17 protein-coding genes are annotated in these 13,523 nt (G+C 59.7%); 9 read left to right on the forward strand and 8 right to left on the reverse strand.

The features are described 5' to 3' along the window. Positions 1 to 96: 96 nt before the first annotated feature. Positions 97 to 846 (forward strand): hypothetical protein, encoded by a 750-nt coding sequence (locus ACO07N_RS28895; protein WP_421984307.1) that lies wholly within the window; start codon positions 97 to 99, stop codon positions 844 to 846. A gap of 2 nt (positions 847 to 848) precedes the next feature. On the opposite strand, the gene ACO07N_RS28900 is transcribed toward ACO07N_RS28895, so the two are convergent. Next, positions 849 to 1,052, reverse strand: a complete 204-nt coding sequence (locus ACO07N_RS28900) for a DUF4326 domain-containing protein (protein ID WP_421984308.1) — start codon at positions 1,050 to 1,052, stop codon at positions 849 to 851. A 269-nt stretch (positions 1,053 to 1,321) separates the two neighbouring features. Further along, entirely contained in the window at positions 1,322 to 1,927 is a 606-nt protein-coding gene (locus tag ACO07N_RS28905) for a hypothetical protein (RefSeq protein WP_421984309.1), read from the reverse strand. A gap of 246 nt (positions 1,928 to 2,173) precedes the next feature. Between ACO07N_RS28905 and ACO07N_RS28910 the strand changes: the two genes are divergently transcribed. Genes ACO07N_RS28910 through ACO07N_RS28925 form a run of 4 tightly spaced genes read left to right on the forward strand, consistent with a single transcriptional unit; the run spans position 2,174 to position 6,377 of the window. Beyond that, positions 2,174 to 3,181 (forward strand): glycosyltransferase family 2 protein, encoded by a 1,008-nt coding sequence (locus tag ACO07N_RS28910; protein ID WP_421984310.1) that lies wholly within the window; start codon positions 2,174 to 2,176, stop codon positions 3,179 to 3,181. Further along, positions 3,168 to 4,697 carry a hypothetical protein gene (locus ACO07N_RS28915; protein WP_421984311.1) on the forward strand — a complete coding sequence of 510 codons (1,530 nt, stop codon included), beginning with the start codon at positions 3,168 to 3,170 and terminating at the stop codon, positions 4,695 to 4,697. The genes ACO07N_RS28910 and ACO07N_RS28915 overlap by 14 nt, the downstream gene beginning before the upstream one ends. Then, the gene (locus ACO07N_RS28920) at positions 4,694 to 5,461 is read left to right on the forward strand and encodes a class I SAM-dependent methyltransferase (protein WP_421984312.1); all 768 of its coding nucleotides are present in this window, start codon (positions 4,694 to 4,696) and stop codon (positions 5,459 to 5,461) included. The genes ACO07N_RS28915 and ACO07N_RS28920 overlap by 4 nt, the downstream gene beginning before the upstream one ends. 19 nt (positions 5,462 to 5,480) lie before the next feature. Beyond that, on the forward strand, positions 5,481 to 6,377 hold the full coding sequence (locus ACO07N_RS28925; RefSeq protein ID WP_421984313.1) for a hypothetical protein: 897 nt from the start codon (positions 5,481 to 5,483) through the stop codon (positions 6,375 to 6,377). 51 nt (positions 6,378 to 6,428) lie between these two features. Here the strand turns inward: ACO07N_RS28925 and ACO07N_RS28930 are convergent, their stop codons facing one another. Both ACO07N_RS28930 and ACO07N_RS28935 read right to left on the reverse strand, forming a co-directional pair. Further along, positions 6,429 to 7,628 (reverse strand): pyridoxal phosphate-dependent aminotransferase, encoded by a 1,200-nt coding sequence (locus ACO07N_RS28930; protein WP_421984314.1) that lies wholly within the window; start codon positions 7,626 to 7,628, stop codon positions 6,429 to 6,431. A gap of 133 nt (positions 7,629 to 7,761) precedes the next feature. After that, a complete protein-coding gene (locus tag ACO07N_RS28935) occupies positions 7,762 to 8,898 on the reverse strand; it encodes a hypothetical protein (RefSeq protein WP_421984315.1) in 1,137 nt (378 codons plus the stop codon). A gap of 254 nt (positions 8,899 to 9,152) precedes the next feature. Here ACO07N_RS28935 and ACO07N_RS28940 point away from each other — a divergent pair, with 254 nt between their 5' ends. Continuing rightward, positions 9,153 to 9,380 carry a hypothetical protein gene (locus tag ACO07N_RS28940; protein WP_421984316.1) on the forward strand — a complete coding sequence of 76 codons (228 nt, stop codon included), beginning with the start codon at positions 9,153 to 9,155 and terminating at the stop codon, positions 9,378 to 9,380. Positions 9,381 to 9,429: 49 nt separating this feature from the next. Then, positions 9,430 to 9,669 (forward strand): hypothetical protein, encoded by a 240-nt coding sequence (locus ACO07N_RS28945; protein ID WP_421984317.1) that lies wholly within the window; start codon positions 9,430 to 9,432, stop codon positions 9,667 to 9,669. Here ACO07N_RS28945 and ACO07N_RS28950 read toward each other — a convergent pair. Together ACO07N_RS28950 and ACO07N_RS28955 are read right to left on the reverse strand one after the other, a co-directional pair. Continuing rightward, positions 9,666 to 10,097, reverse strand: a complete 432-nt coding sequence (locus ACO07N_RS28950; protein ID WP_421984318.1) for a YqaA family protein — start codon at positions 10,095 to 10,097, stop codon at positions 9,666 to 9,668. The two genes, ACO07N_RS28945 and ACO07N_RS28950, sit on opposite strands and share 4 nt — an antisense overlap. Positions 10,098 to 10,239: 142 nt before the next feature. Then, positions 10,240 to 10,545: a helix-turn-helix domain-containing protein gene (locus tag ACO07N_RS28955; protein ID WP_421984319.1), complete on the reverse strand. Its 306-nt coding sequence runs from the start codon at positions 10,543 to 10,545 to the stop codon at positions 10,240 to 10,242. A 129-nt stretch (positions 10,546 to 10,674) separates the two neighbouring features. On the opposite strand from ACO07N_RS28955, the gene ACO07N_RS28960 reads away from it, so the two are divergent. Continuing rightward, positions 10,675 to 12,114, forward strand: coding sequence for a helix-turn-helix domain-containing protein (locus tag ACO07N_RS28960; RefSeq protein WP_421984320.1), 1,440 nt, complete (start codon positions 10,675 to 10,677; stop codon positions 12,112 to 12,114). 50 nt (positions 12,115 to 12,164) lie between these two features. Here the strand turns inward: ACO07N_RS28960 and ACO07N_RS28965 are convergent, their stop codons facing one another. Continuing rightward, on the reverse strand, positions 12,165 to 12,566 hold the full coding sequence (locus tag ACO07N_RS28965) for a helix-turn-helix transcriptional regulator (protein WP_421984321.1): 402 nt from the start codon (positions 12,564 to 12,566) through the stop codon (positions 12,165 to 12,167). A gap of 15 nt (positions 12,567 to 12,581) precedes the next feature. On the opposite strand from ACO07N_RS28965, the gene ACO07N_RS28970 reads away from it, so the two are divergent. Next, on the forward strand, positions 12,582 to 12,944 hold the full coding sequence (locus ACO07N_RS28970; RefSeq protein ID WP_421984322.1) for a nuclear transport factor 2 family protein: 363 nt from the start codon (positions 12,582 to 12,584) through the stop codon (positions 12,942 to 12,944). Positions 12,945 to 12,965: 21 nt separating this feature from the next. Here ACO07N_RS28970 and ACO07N_RS28975 read toward each other — a convergent pair whose 3' ends face one another. Next, positions 12,966 to 13,466 carry a hypothetical protein gene (locus ACO07N_RS28975; protein ID WP_421984323.1) on the reverse strand — a complete coding sequence of 167 codons (501 nt, stop codon included), beginning with the start codon at positions 13,464 to 13,466 and terminating at the stop codon, positions 12,966 to 12,968. Positions 13,467 to 13,523 lie beyond the last annotated feature (57 nt).

A 13,523-nucleotide genomic window follows, 5' to 3' on the forward strand; every position in this document is an offset into this window, starting at 1 on the left:
CTCATTCGGACGCCTCCCCGTCTTGCGCCAGCCGCCTAACGCCACGTGCGGTTTCTCCGGTAAGGGCCGAACCGATGACAACCGGAGGCTCTTGGGATGATGAAAAGGATTTTGAAACTCGCTGCGCTGCTGCTCTTCGGCGCGTTTTGCCTTGTGGCCGGCTTGTGGGTTCCGGACACCGGCTGGCCGTTCTGGATGGAAAACAAATGCAGAGGCGCCGGTGACTGGTACTGCTTCATTTACACGTGGCAGACGCTGATCTCGGGCGGCTTCGCCCTTGGCGCAGGTCTGCTTGCCTGGATCGCGATCAAGACACAGACAAAAGCCTCGCTCAAGTCGCCCTGGGATGTGCGGCTGGTGGAAATCGGTAAGGAGCTTGGAGACTTCTACAGCGCTCGAACGGCCATGACCAACATCCAAGAAGCGCTCCTGCCGAGGGCACGTTTTTTCGAAGAACACGCCGACCTCTCGCCGGAGGACTTTGCCGAATTGCTTCCCCAGCTCAAGGATTTTGACGAGGGCCTGATTGATCCTCTCGAGTATTTCCTGGAGAAGTTCCAGGGCATCCTTCACTATCGCATGAGGGAGCTGCTGACTAACCTGCGCAGCGATAAGTCCAGCAGGCGCGGGCTTATCACACGCATAGACCACGGCCCCCCAGAAAACGCGGATGCTGTCGCCATCAACAAATACCGATCCAAAGTAACCAGTCTCAAAGCAGCGGTCGTGAGCGCCACTCTCCACAACGAGACTCTGCTCGAGGAATATATTGAAATCCTCGACCGCGCGATTGAGGCGCTTCACACCGAGAAGATGGGCATAGAACTCCGGCTGAACACGCTTTAGCCTCATTCCACCCCCTCCGCCGTCCCGGCCCCTCCCGGCTCACAGGGCGGGACAGGCGAGCCGGGACCACCCGCGCACCGGGCCGCATATTTCGGGAGCACGTCCGCGTGGCAGGGCGCGCCCTCGGCGCACCAGCAGTCGAGATCCTTGCCGGCCAGTGCGCAAGTTCGACCGTCCCACTCTTCATTGGCACATTGTTTATCCACCCGGACGCAGATCGATCAGGCGAACCGCCTGAACCGCACCGAACAGATCAACCGGCTCAATGCCAGGCGCGAGAATTTCGCCAACCCGTGCGCGAGCCCGGGCGCACCCTGCGACATCGAAAAGAAGTAGAGGCGGACCGGCGGACGTCCGGTTCGGGAGGCCCGCCCGTCAGTCACTTGAGGCCGACCTGGTGCGGTTTACGAATTTGAAGTTCGTTCGAAGCCCGCCGCAAATGTGCCGAAATTCAGATTCAGGTGACTGGATGTGTTCAGACCTCAATCCCGGTGCCGGACAATTCCCCATCCGCCAAGACGGCGGGCAGCGCAATGGCGGAAGCGCCCGAATTGTCCTTCTGGCGCGCCAGCAAGAACCTACGTCCGCCGATCAGCGCCGTGAGCGTGACGATGACGGGCACCAGGCTGCTCTCGGGCGTCGACATGGCCCACATCATTCCCGAAGCAGCAGCTGCCAGCATTAAAAGCGAATAGAGTCTGTTCTGCAGCGCCGGCAGTCCGGCAGATCCGATAAACCCATGTTTAGTGAAGACGGTCAGGCAAAGCCCGGCCACGAAAACACTCAGCAAAACGGCACTGTGGGCATAAGCGGCAAGGAGCGTGCCCAGATCGGTGAAGCCCAGTTGGAAGGTGCCGACAATCAGGGGTGTCACGATGAGGAGATGCAAATTGACCCCCAGCAGCACCGGGTTCATCTTCGACTTGACCATGTAAAACAACAGGAACGAAATCAGCGCGAACAAAGCCCCGCACCAGCCAGCCAATTCCAGATCCCCGCTCTGGCGCCACACGAGTAAAAACGCGACAGAGGGCAGGCCTTCAAAGATATCCTGAAGCCATTGTTGCTGATGCGATTTCATTCTCGCAAACCTCTTGCGTTTTCCGCCTGGCACCACACGATTTCATCTCGGCTCGTCACCGTAGACCACGCCAAAACAGCCAAGGATTATCATTTTTTTAAAGTGTAAGTGGTACTTTTCAGGAAGAAAAGGTCAGGAGATTTTTTGCGGAAACGGGAGCTTTTTTCAGAAGTCTTCCGCCCCTCAAGCGCTCAACCTGGTCAACGGCGTAACAAACGTAAACCAGTCTGAAGTCTTGCGTTTTCAATGAAACTGATCGTCCAAATTCCCTGCTACAACGAAGAAGCCACGTTGGCTCTGGTCGTTGCCTGTATCCCGAGATCGATACCGGGGATCAGCAAGGTTGAAATCCAGATCATCGACGACGGATCGACCGACCGGACCGTTGAAATCGCCCGGTTGTGCGGCGTTGACCACATCGTTCAGAACGGCCGCAACAAGGGTCTTGCGAGAAGCTTTCAGAAGGGCATTGAATCCGCGCTCGCCCTGGGGGCCGACATCATCGTCAATACCGATGGCGACAACCAGTATTCCGGTGGCAGCATTCCCGATCTCGTCAAACCGATCCTGGAGAAACGGGCCGACATCGTCGTCGGCGACCGCAAACCCGGCGACAATCCGGAATTCTCCTGGCTGAAACGTCAGCTGCAGAAACTGGGGACGCGCGTCGTGCGCAACCTCTCCGGTGTCGACGTGGGCGATGCGGTTTCCGGTTTCCGGGCGTATACCCGCGAAGCGGCCTTTTCCATCAACGTGATGACACGCTTCAGCTACACCACGGAAACGCTCATCCATGCCGGGCAGCACGGGCTGACCGTCCTTTCGGTTCCGGTCGAGACAAATCCGACGACACGGCCGTCGAGGCTCGCCGGATCCACCTTCCGTTTCCTGAAGAAACAGATCGTCACGATCCTGCGAAGCTACTTCATGTACCGCTCGCTGAACGCATTTCTATGGGCTGGCGTGATCATGATCACGGTGGGCCTGCTGCCCGTCGTGCGGTTTCTCTATTTCTTTTCGATTGGTGACGGCGAAGGGCGGCTGCAGTCTCTCGTTCTGGGCAGCATGTTCCTGCTGGCCGGCTATATAACGGTCGTCATCGCGTTCCTGAGTGATGCGCTGGCAACCAACCGTCGCCTGACAGAGGCTGTTCTGGAACGCGTGCGCCGTCTTGAACAACAGCCCGCCGCGGAGAAGCCGTCGGATCTGAGCGAACCGCTCCGCATTGTTGGTCAATCCCATGACCCAGTCTAGTTCCGCGGCGGCTCCGGCTGAAAACATCACGCTTTTCCGGGCGATCGATCTGATCGCCATCGGCACGGTGTTCTACGGCACTCTGGCCAGCGGCGTTCTGCAGGGGCCAGGTGCCTTCCCTCTGGGTCAGAACATCTATGACGAATACTATCTCGCCATCCTGTCCGGCCATCTCGACCTGCCGGCAAGGGTCGTCCAGATCGAAGGACACTACACGGCCGACGGGACTGCCTATCTCTATCACGGTGTCGGGCCGCTTCTGACGCGGTTCCTGCTCGGCTGGTTCTGGCCGTTTCAAAGTGTCGGCCTTGCCCAGTTCTCCATCTGGACCTGGGCGTGCCTGGGAACGCTGTGCTACCACGCGGCATTCGTGAAGGTATGTGCAAGGGATCTCGCGCCGCTGGGAAGCCGCGGGGTGTCGCTCAGCCGGCTGCTCGGCATTGCCATCTGGTTCAGCAGCCCGGGTTTCCTGCTGGCGGCAAACACGTCCTTCTACCATGAACCGATCGCGCTCGCCTACGCGGCAACCGGCGCCTTCGTGCTGATCTGGACCCATGTCGGTTTCGGCAACTGGCCGCTCTGGCGAACCGCAATTCCGTGCGCGCTGCTGGCCGCCCTCACCCTTCATGCCCGCCCGAATATCGCGATCGGTCTTTACCTCGCCTGCACCTTGTGCCTGCTTGTCCTGACCGCCACGTCGCTCCGTCAACATTGGCTTCGCATCGCGCTTGCCTTTGCGATCCTCGGCGCGAGCGGCATCGGCTATCTGGGGCTGAACATGGCCCGTTTCGGCGACGCCACCCAGACCCATGGCAGTTTCGCGAAGACCGAGGTTCAGTACGGTTTTGTCTTCTGGGGCTTTGAAGAGACCGACAGCGCACGCGCCGAAGCCTTCAAGACCCACGGCAAGTTCAACATCAAGCGCATTCCGCACAATTTCACGGTCTACGCCTTCGACCCGCCGATGGTCAAAACTTATCTGGACCCGATTTCCGAACGTTTCCACGCTTTCACGAAGCAGGTTCTGGCGGGCGACCTCGGCTTCATCAAGATCGAACAGCCCTATGTCGGGATCGTGTTCCTGTGGCCGCTCTGGATCTTGTTCGCCGTCTACTCAATCTCGGCACCACGTGCGACCTGGAGGAAAATGGCAATTCCGGTCGCGGGCGGACTGGCAATCGCGCTGCTGACGCTTTCCTACGGCACGGTGACGCTGCGGTATCGGGTCGACATCTGGCCGGCCCTGAGCATCTTTGCGCTTATCGGTCTCGCGGCGCTCTTGCCGAAATTCGCCGCCTCGCCGGAACGGGCAGCCTGGAAATGGGGCATCGGCGCCTGTTTCATCGTGGGTCTTCTGTTTTCGGCCAACAGCGCGGGGCAATTGAGATATTTCCAGGTCAATGAGCAAACCAGACCTGTCTGGACGCTTGATCAGTGCCGGTTGCTGACCGGGAAGAAAGGGTTTTCGGAGGCAGACACGAACAGAATTTGCCAACCCCCCAGGATTGGCGGATGACGGCTGCGATGAACCTGAACCCGCTACCAGGAGCCAAACAGGCATATGTCGGAACGGTGCGTCTCGCACGCCCGGTCGCCCGGAGGCTCGGCCTGCTTGGCTGCCTGAACTCGGCAGCCACGGAAAAACGCTGGGCCCATTGGCTGACAAGTCTCTTCGCCATTCATGATATCGACGGGCTCATCGACCTGGACGTTCCCTGGTGGACCTACGGCGCTATCGACAGGATCGCTGCATTTCTGAGGGAACACCCGCGAGCGCGCGTGTTCGAATACGGCTCCGGCGCCAGCACGGTCTGGCTTTCCAAACGGGCGGGTGTTGTCAAAAGCGTCGAGCACGACAAGTCCTGGCACGCTCTGGTAAGCGAGCGTCTGGATTCTGGAAAGCCTGGTGGAACCGGCGCTTACAGACTCATCGAAGCCACGCCGGCATCGCCCGGCACCGATCCGGTTTACCTGTCTGAAAAGCCCGGATACGCGGGTCTCTCGTTTGAAAGCTATGCGAAGGCGATCCTGCAGGAAGACGGTCTGTTCGACGTGATCGTCATTGACGGCCGCGCGCGCGGCGCTTGCCTGCTGCATGCAGTCGAAAAACTGTCCGAGGACGGCATCATCGTTTTCGACAATTCCGGGCGGCAACGCTACCAGGAAGCAATGGGAACGTGCGGGCTTCAGGCGCAGCACTTCCGGGGCCTGACCCCATCCCTACCCTATTCTGAAGAAACAACCATTCTTCAAAGGCTGCCCGGACACCCCAAGGAGTGAAAACGGCTTGGACGCACGATTGAAAAGTGTTGCTGTCTGGGGCGGTCGCTTCCTTCTTCTGGTCGCACTGGTCTTTGTCGCGTTTGAAATCCAGCGGCACTGGAACGGCATTTCCGGCTGGCGGCCGAGCGCAAACCAGGTGGCGCTGATCCTGGCCCTTTCGGCTCCCTATGCCGTGTCGCTCCTGCTGCTCGCCGAAGGCTGGCACCGCATCGTGAACCTGTTTGCATCCGAGCGCAGATCGCGGACTTATGCATCCTTCTGCGTGACTCAGGTCGCCAAGTATCTTCCAGGAAATGTGGCACACCTGATCGGCCGGGGCCTCTATCTGCGCGGCGGTGCCGCCAGTGACGGCGCAATCGTCAAGGCGACACTGCTTGAACTGGCCGTCATCCCGCTCGGGGCTGCCGTGACCATCGTGTGCATGGGATGCCTCGGGTTCTTTTCGGATCTGCTTCCCTGGCTGCCACGCGTCGCCTGGGTCGCCTTGGCCCTGATCCTGTGCTGCGGTATTGCATTTGCGCTGCTCGCGCCGGCTCGAAGGCCGGACATTCGCGCATTGCTGGCGGCCGGAACATTGCCCGCCGTCGCGCTTGCCGCGCTGTTCATGCTGTGCCTGGGCGGCACATTTGCCGCCGTTTTCAACCTTCTTGCAGAAGGGCCTGTCGCCGTATTGGCGGGCGCCGGCATCATCGCCTGGCTTGTCGGCTATCTGACACCCGGCGCGCCTGGAGGCATCGGCACCCGTGAGGCGACCCTGATCGCGCTCCTGTCGTTCCTGAACCAGGAAGACACCGTTCTGATCGCAGCCGCCCTGTTCCGCGTCGTGACGACCCTCGGCGACCTGCTCCTGTTTCTGGGAAGCTGGATCAAACTGCCGCGCCGGGCCTCGCTTAGCGAGACCCCCCACAACTGAAAAGGGGCGGTCCATGCCGCCCCTTCACCCCTCAGCCGACAGGGATGCCGGCTATTTCAGATTGCCGCAGAACCGCTGGATGCGCTGGCAGGCTTCTTCCAGCGCCTCGGTCGAGGTCGCGTAGGAAATCCGGAAATTCGGCCCGAGGCCGAAGGCCGACCCGTGCACCACGGCGACACCTTCCGTCTCCAGAAGCTCCGTGACGAAATCGGCGTCGTTTTCAAGAACCTTGCCGGACGGGGCCGTTTTGCCGATCGTGCCGGCACAGGACGGGAAGACGTAGAACGCCCCTTCAGGAACCGGGCATGTGATGCCGTTTGCCTGGTTCAGCATGGAGACCACCAGATCGCGGCGCGCCTTGAAGATTTCGTTGTTTTTCGGAATGAAATCCTGGGTGCCCGAAAGCGCCTCGACGGCTGCCCACTGCGCAATCGAACAGGGATTTGACGTCGACTGCGACTGCACCTTGGCCATCGCCTTGATGAGATCGGCAGGTCCGCCGGCATATCCGATCCGCCAGCCGGTCATCGCGTAGGCCTTGGAGACACCGTTGACCGTCAGCGTACGATCGTAGAGCGCAGGTTCGACCTGGGCCGGCGTCGTGAACTTGAAGTCGTCATAGACCAGATGCTCATACATGTCGTCGGTCATGATCCAGACCTGCGGATGCTTCATGAGCACGTCGGTCAGGGCCTTCAGTTCGGCCTCCGTGTAGGCAGCCCCGGAGGGGTTGGAAGGCGAATTGAAGATCAGCCACTTGGTCCGGGAGGTGATGGCGGCATCGAGCGCTTCGGGCGTGATCTTGAACGTGGACTTGTCCGCTTCGACGATCACCGGTTCGCCGCCGGCGAGCAGCACCATGTCGGGATAACTGACCCAGTAGGGGGTCGGGATGATGACTTCATCACCCGGATTGATGGTCGCAATAAGGGCGTTGTAGAGCACCTGCTTGCCACCGGTTCCGACCGTGATCTGGTTGGTTGCGTATGTCAGTCCGTTTTCCCGTTTGAACTTCTCGGCGATCGCGGCCTTGAGCTCGGGAATACCGTCCACGGCAGTATACTTCGTCTTGCCTTCGTTGATGGCCGTAACCGCGGCGGTCTTGATGTTTTCCGGTGTGTCGAAATCCGGCTCGCCAGCGCCGAGACCGATTACATCGCGGCCAGCAGCTTTAAGCTCGCGCGCCTTGTTGGTGACAGCGATGGTCGCAGAAGGTTGTACACGCGCCAATGCGTCAGCAAGAAAGCCCATAATGTCCTCCAGGGGGAAACGGGATTAACAGCGCGCGGACCGTAGAACCGTGCGTGTCAGATGACAAGACACAATCGGCACGGACCAAGACGGCAAAGCAATTTTTTTGCCGCCCGGCGCTCCGCGCAAACCGTCAGCTGCGTGTTTCCAGAATGAGCTTCGGCTCGTCCGTCTCGCTGTCGATGAGGCTGCACTTGAACCGCTTCTTCTTCTTCCCGGTTTTGGTTGTCACCTCGACCGCGAGGGGAACATCGGAATCCTGCTTTGCGGCTCCGAGCATCGACTGAAAATCGGTGTCTTCGAAAAGGGAATCCGTAACGGCCCGGTCTTCCAGGCTTTCAGAGGTCAGACTGTAGGTTTTCATGGCAGCGTGATTGGCGGCGATGATTGCGCGCGACTGCGAGTTGATGACCAGCATGGGCGCGCTGCAGACTTCAAAGACTTCGGCAAAATTGACGTCGCCGCCGATGTGCCCGGCGGAGAACAGAACACCGCCCACGGTTCCGCCCATGCGGAAATACATCGCGTCGTATTTGAGATCGATGCTGTCGCTGGCCGCGAGCAGGAACTTTCCGCGCCCTGTGGCGCTCGCGCGCCGCGTCAGGGCCGCCAGCGTCAGCGACACGATCGTGCGACCCACCCGGTTCTGGATGTGGGCGACGTTGCGCCCGAGGATCAGCCTCACATCCTCGATCTGGAAACTTCTGAGGAAACCGTCGCTTGCAAAACGGACATAGCCGAAATTGTCGACCAGAAGAACGATCCGGGAAGACGAAGCGACAAAGTGCTGAAGGATAGGTGCAATTCCGAGAGCGATCTTGCCCGGATTGTCGTCGGATTCGCCAATGGACGGAAAGCAGATAGCAAGAATGCGCCCGTCTCCCAGGTCGTGGCGGTAGGCGACAATGGGAATTCCGGGAATACGATGGTCAGGCCCGCCGCCGACGTCAAACGGTCCGGCTTGCCCTTCCCTGATCGCGCCCTGCACCAGCCTCAGGATCGTCTTCTTGTCTTCAGGTGCCAGATGCCGCAGGGCATCGTTGGACGAAGCTTCCTGCAGATCCTTCACTTGGCTGTCGAAATTCTGCGAGCCGACTTCGTGCCACAAGATGGTTTTCTTGTTGATGTCGGCAATGAAGAATTGAAGGCCGGACAGCGACAGCGCGGGCGCTTCACCCTGCACTTTCGGCGATTGCGCCTGGCCTTTCGGCGGCGCGTCGGACTCCTGCGACTGTTGCGGCAAAGCGTTCTGTGCTTCGTTGAGTGTCATTCTGTGCCCGACCTGTTTTACCGGCTTTTCCAGCCTCGGACCCTCGCACAAAAAAGCAAACAAAGACTAAAGCTGGGAGGAATACCGGTGGCCTGCTGGAACGTTCCAGATTGGGAACAGGCAGCCATGCCGTTCCGGCGTCAATCCGGCTGCCGCATTGTCGTCACGAAAACACACGCTGATTGCCCGATTGCGGTCCGTCTCAGGGCCCAATTTTTCCATCATATGCAGTCTGGAAGACGACAGGAGTTCACATGCCGTTCGTGACGTCATCACACACGCAGGAAAAGGGCCGGAAGATCGGCCTCTCACCCGTCCTGCTTTTCATGGTGGCGATCGCATTGCTCATGCTGATGTCGTTCGCGATTGCGCCCTCCCTGCTGCTTCCGCTTTCGGCTTTCCTCGCGATGGTGGCCGTAACCCATCTGCTCGGTGTGCGACTCTATGAAGACCTCAGGCAGGCAATTGATCGCAACGGTTAGAAAAACGACAGCAACAAGAACAAGAACAAGAAAACCGGTTTAATTCACCATGGCGAAAACAGAACATCTGGGCCGACGGGACAACCGCTCCCGCCGAAGCGAACTGCGCGATGCAAAGCCGTTGCTGCAGGCGATCTTTCTTGGCATGACGCTCGCGGTCGGGCTCGTCGTGGCCGCGGCCATGGCCAACTCGGATGCCGAAAACGCCATTGAGTCCGGCGTACCGGCGATCGAACAGACGTTGCCGCCCGGCGAAAGGCAGCCGGCAGGGAAACGGGTTACGCCTTAGACGAACTGCGTTGCCAGCAGCGCGACGAGAATGTAGCGGCCCGTTTTCGCGACAGCGACCAGGGTGAGAAACACCCAGAACTTCTCTTTCAGGACACCGGCGGCCAGGGTCAACGGGTCCCCGATGATGGGCGCCCAGCTCATCAGCAGGCTCCAGCGGCCGTAACGGCGATACCAGGCCGTTGCCCTTTCCAGTTTGTCCGGCTTGACGGGAAACCATTTTGCATCGGCGAAACTGACCGCGCCGCGCCCGAGTGCCCAGTTCACCACGGAGCCGAGCGTGTTGCCGAGGCTTGCCGTCAGAACAAGCAAGGCGACCGGTGCCGTTTCCAGATAGATGAGACCGGAAAGGCCAAGTTCGGACTGAACCGGAAACAGGGTGGCGGCCAGGAAGGAAATGCCGAAGAGACCGAGAAGACTGCTGTACATGACACGGCTTGCATATACGCGCCGGGCCACATCCTTCAAGGCCGCAAAAAGCTGAAAAAGTCCGGTTGTCCGGTCAAAGCGGCCCGTTTACGCCCGGGCGCTCGCAAACAGCACCCGGGCGTTGATTTTCAGGCTTGGAAGGTCAGGCAGCCGCCAACACCGAGTTTCGGAACAGGGCACTGTTGGCGGCGACGATGGCAACGGCATTCATCCGGTTCTTTGCTCCAAGCCGCGTGATGGCGTTGCGGATATGAACCTTTACGGTGGCCGTCGAGACGCCGAGATCATAGGCAATCTGCTTGTTGACCTTGCCCTCGCAAAGCATGAGCAGGATTTCCAGCTGCCGGCGTGTCAGCTTTTCGGCAAGGTTCAGCGGCCGGCGCATGGGCTCGATCATGACCTGTGCTGAAGGAGCGTTCTGGGCGTCGAAGGAAAAAAGAGCGTTCATGGCGAGGGTCCAACTTGGTGCGTTTCCGTTCTTGTCGGATCGACTTTCCCCCAAAGTGATTATATTGTAAAATGTTAAAGAGCATACAGAATAAAGCTAAATTTTAGCAATTGACTGACGGATCCAGCGATGAACAAGAAGCTCTATTCAGGCCACACCCTTCGGCAGATCAGGTCCGACTTCGGCCTGTCGCAGACAGAATTCGCCCGGAAGATCGGACTGTCCACCGCCTACGTCAATCAGATCGAGAACAACAACAGGCCGGTGACCGCCTCGGTCCTTCTGACGATCAACCGGATCTTCGGTGTCGACCTTGCCGCGTTTGAAAAGAACGACATGGACCGCGTCGTCCAGGATCTGGAAGAAGTCTTCGCCGACACCCAGTTTCACACGTCCTCCGTCGGCAGGCAGGAGATCCAGGAACTCGTTTCCAGGGCTCCGGCGGTGACCCAGGCCATCATGGATCTCTACGGCGCGCTGCGCAGCTATCACGACCGGGACGTTCTGGAAGACGACCTCGTTCACATGAGCGGCACGGACGAAACAACGACAAGCGTGCGCAAGTCCGCGTATGACGAAGTCCGCGACTTCTTCCACTACACGGACAACTATGTCGACGCGATTGACAGGGCGGCTGAAAAACTCTCCTACGAAATCAGCCTTCATACCTGCGAAAGCAAGCTGGACCGGCTGACCGGTTGGCTCAAGAAACGGTTCGACATTTCCGTCGAACAGGTGTCCGGCTATCAGGGCACGCTCATCCGGCATCAGGACTACACGAGGAAAATCTCGATCTACCGGGCCGTGCCTCAGTCGACCAAGAGCTTTCTGCTCGGAACGGTGATCGCGGACCTGTGCGTGAAGGACCTGATCGCGGAAGAGGTCAAACGCGCGAACTTCAGGACGGGTTCCGCGCAGGGGATCGCAACGCTGGCTCTGCGCAACTACTTTGCCGGAGCACTGCTGCTGCCCTATGACGATTTCCTGCGCACGGCGACGGAATGCCGGCATGACATCCAGCTTCTGTCGAACCGTATGGACGCCAGCATCGAAACGGTCTGCCACAGGTTGTCGACGCTGCAGCGCCCGGGTGCGAACGGACTGCCGTTCTATTTCGTGAAGATCGATCGCGCCGGAAACGTCGTCAAGCGCCACAGCGCGACCCGTTTCCAGTTCGCCCGGTTCGGCGGCTCGTGCCCGCGCTGGAATGTGCATCAGGCCTTCGAGCAGAACTCGAACAAGTTCACCGCGCAGATCGCGCAGATGCCGGACGGCATCGAATATCTCTGCATCGCGACCAGCATCACCAAGCACCAGACCGACTACCGCACCGGAGAACGAAGATACGCACTCGGGATCGGCTGCGAGCTCAAATATGCCGACGCGATCGTCTATGCCGACGGACTGGCCGTCAATGACGTTTCAACGCCTGAACCCATCGGGGTGAACTGCCGCATCTGCCCGCGCGACGATTGCGACCAGCGCGCCTTCCCGGCCATCGACAAGGAACCGCTGATCGATCCGGCGCAACGCGGCATCGTCCCCTACCGCGTCAAGGCCACCGGATAAGTGAGCGCGACATCCATCTTCGGATGGATTGTGCACCCATTTGACCGTGTCTAAGGTACGGCCCGTCTCGAAGCCGCCATGACCGCGCCTCGCGAAGGCAGGTTCAGCCGTTGCAGAACGGCGTGCACATGATCCTTCACGGTCGCAATGCTAATGCCGCAGGTCTCCGCAATGTCCCGATTGGACTTCCCCTCGATCACCAACAACGCGATTTCTTTTTGGCGCGGCGTCAGCGGCGCAAGCAATGCCGTCACCGACGGTTTCTCGAACACCGTCACCAGCGGGGCGCCAAGCGTGCGGCTTGCATCCAGATCGACCCTCAACCGCCGGCCGCCGGTCGAGAGCGCCGAAAGCGCCTTGATCGTGCGCGTCGGGACCGGTGCTTGCGGGCCTTTTTGCAAATCCTCCAATACGACGGCCAGGGCTTCAATTACCTCCGCATCGACAGTCATTGGAAAGGACCTCATATGAGCAATCTGCCTCTGAACATTGCAAACTTCTTTCTGGCCATGCAAGCCGGCCCCTCCGGTGCGGACCTTCTGGGTGAGATCTTTGCAGATGACGCAGTCTATTCCGAACCCTTTTCCGGGCAGGGCGAGCCCCACCGCGGACGCGACGCCATCCTGGCAGCGTTTACAGCCAGCCGGAGCGACGACTTCGACGATGCCGTGATCGATCTTGGCGCAGTCGAAATCGATGGCGACACGATCACGGTCAAGTGGACGTGCTATTCCAGGGCCATCCCGGGCGGAAGCGGCAGCGGCACGAACGTCTTTACCCTTGCAGGCGGCAAGGTCGTGTCGCTGGTCACGACGTTGGACATGCCGTGACCGCGGCCCGGCCGCCGCTTGTCAGCCGTCCAGCAGTGCCTGGAAATGGTTGCGCAACTCATACGCTCCCCGTTGCCCCTGCAGGACCTCCTGCAGGTCACCCTTGCTGTCGAAGAGCAGCAGCGTGACATGTGGAACGCCGTACCGGTTCTGAAAGGTCTTGCCCTTTGCGGTCCGGATATTGGCGACCACGTAGTCGAGCTCACCGTCCTCGAACATGTCGAGCGCCTTGCGCGTATCGGCCTGCAGCGAGCGGCACAGGGAGCATTGCGGATCGTGGATCTGCACGACCGTCGGCCGGCCGTTCCCGACCCGCGTCAGATCATGCTCATGGCGCATGCTCGCGAAGTTCTGCGCGAACACGTAGCCGGTACCACCCAGAAGCACGGCAGCGATGCCGATATTCCGTCCCAGGCGCAGGAATTTCCTGCGTTCCGGTGAGACACCGTTTGCCTGCTGCTGTTCCGTGTTGTGCCGGGACTTTTTGTCCTTCGGTCTTGAGGATTTCCGTTGTTTCTTCATAAGTCACCCGATTGACTGCACGCGCTGCGGACCTTTTCCGGCCCGCGCGTGACATGT

Source organism: Roseibium sp., assembly GCF_965229775.1.
Taxonomy (GTDB): Bacteria; Pseudomonadota; Alphaproteobacteria; order Rhizobiales; family Stappiaceae; genus Roseibium.

What these genes read in the sequence shown, in the direction of transcription:
- ACO07N_RS28895 (WP_421984307.1), top strand. Translation starts at nt 97, where the DNA reads ATGATGAAAAGGATTTTGAAACTCGCTGCGCTGCTGCTCTTCGGCGCG.
- ACO07N_RS28905 (WP_421984309.1), bottom strand. Translation starts at nt 1,927, where the DNA reads ATGAAATCGCATCAGCAACAATGGCTTCAGGATATCTTTGAAGGCCTG.
- ACO07N_RS28910 (WP_421984310.1), top strand. Translation starts at nt 2,174, where the DNA reads ATGAAACTGATCGTCCAAATTCCCTGCTACAACGAAGAAGCCACGTTG.
- ACO07N_RS28915 (WP_421984311.1), top strand. Translation starts at nt 3,168, where the DNA reads ATGACCCAGTCTAGTTCCGCGGCGGCTCCGGCTGAAAACATCACGCTT.
- ACO07N_RS28920 (WP_421984312.1), top strand. Translation starts at nt 4,694, where the DNA reads ATGACGGCTGCGATGAACCTGAACCCGCTACCAGGAGCCAAACAGGCA.
- ACO07N_RS28930 (WP_421984314.1), bottom strand. Translation starts at nt 7,628, where the DNA reads ATGGGCTTTCTTGCTGACGCATTGGCGCGTGTACAACCTTCTGCGACC.
- ACO07N_RS28935 (WP_421984315.1), bottom strand. Translation starts at nt 8,898, where the DNA reads ATGACACTCAACGAAGCACAGAACGCTTTGCCGCAACAGTCGCAGGAG.
- ACO07N_RS28940 (WP_421984316.1), top strand. Translation starts at nt 9,153, where the DNA reads ATGCCGTTCGTGACGTCATCACACACGCAGGAAAAGGGCCGGAAGATC.
- ACO07N_RS28945 (WP_421984317.1), top strand. Translation starts at nt 9,430, where the DNA reads ATGGCGAAAACAGAACATCTGGGCCGACGGGACAACCGCTCCCGCCGA.
- ACO07N_RS28950 (WP_421984318.1), bottom strand. Translation starts at nt 10,097, where the DNA reads ATGTACAGCAGTCTTCTCGGTCTCTTCGGCATTTCCTTCCTGGCCGCC.
- ACO07N_RS28955 (WP_421984319.1), bottom strand. Translation starts at nt 10,545, where the DNA reads ATGAACGCTCTTTTTTCCTTCGACGCCCAGAACGCTCCTTCAGCACAG.
- ACO07N_RS28960 (WP_421984320.1), top strand. Translation starts at nt 10,675, where the DNA reads ATGAACAAGAAGCTCTATTCAGGCCACACCCTTCGGCAGATCAGGTCC.
- ACO07N_RS28965 (WP_421984321.1), bottom strand. Translation starts at nt 12,566, where the DNA reads ATGACTGTCGATGCGGAGGTAATTGAAGCCCTGGCCGTCGTATTGGAG.
- ACO07N_RS28970 (WP_421984322.1), top strand. Translation starts at nt 12,582, where the DNA reads ATGAGCAATCTGCCTCTGAACATTGCAAACTTCTTTCTGGCCATGCAA.
- ACO07N_RS28975 (WP_421984323.1), bottom strand. Translation starts at nt 13,466, where the DNA reads ATGAAGAAACAACGGAAATCCTCAAGACCGAAGGACAAAAAGTCCCGG.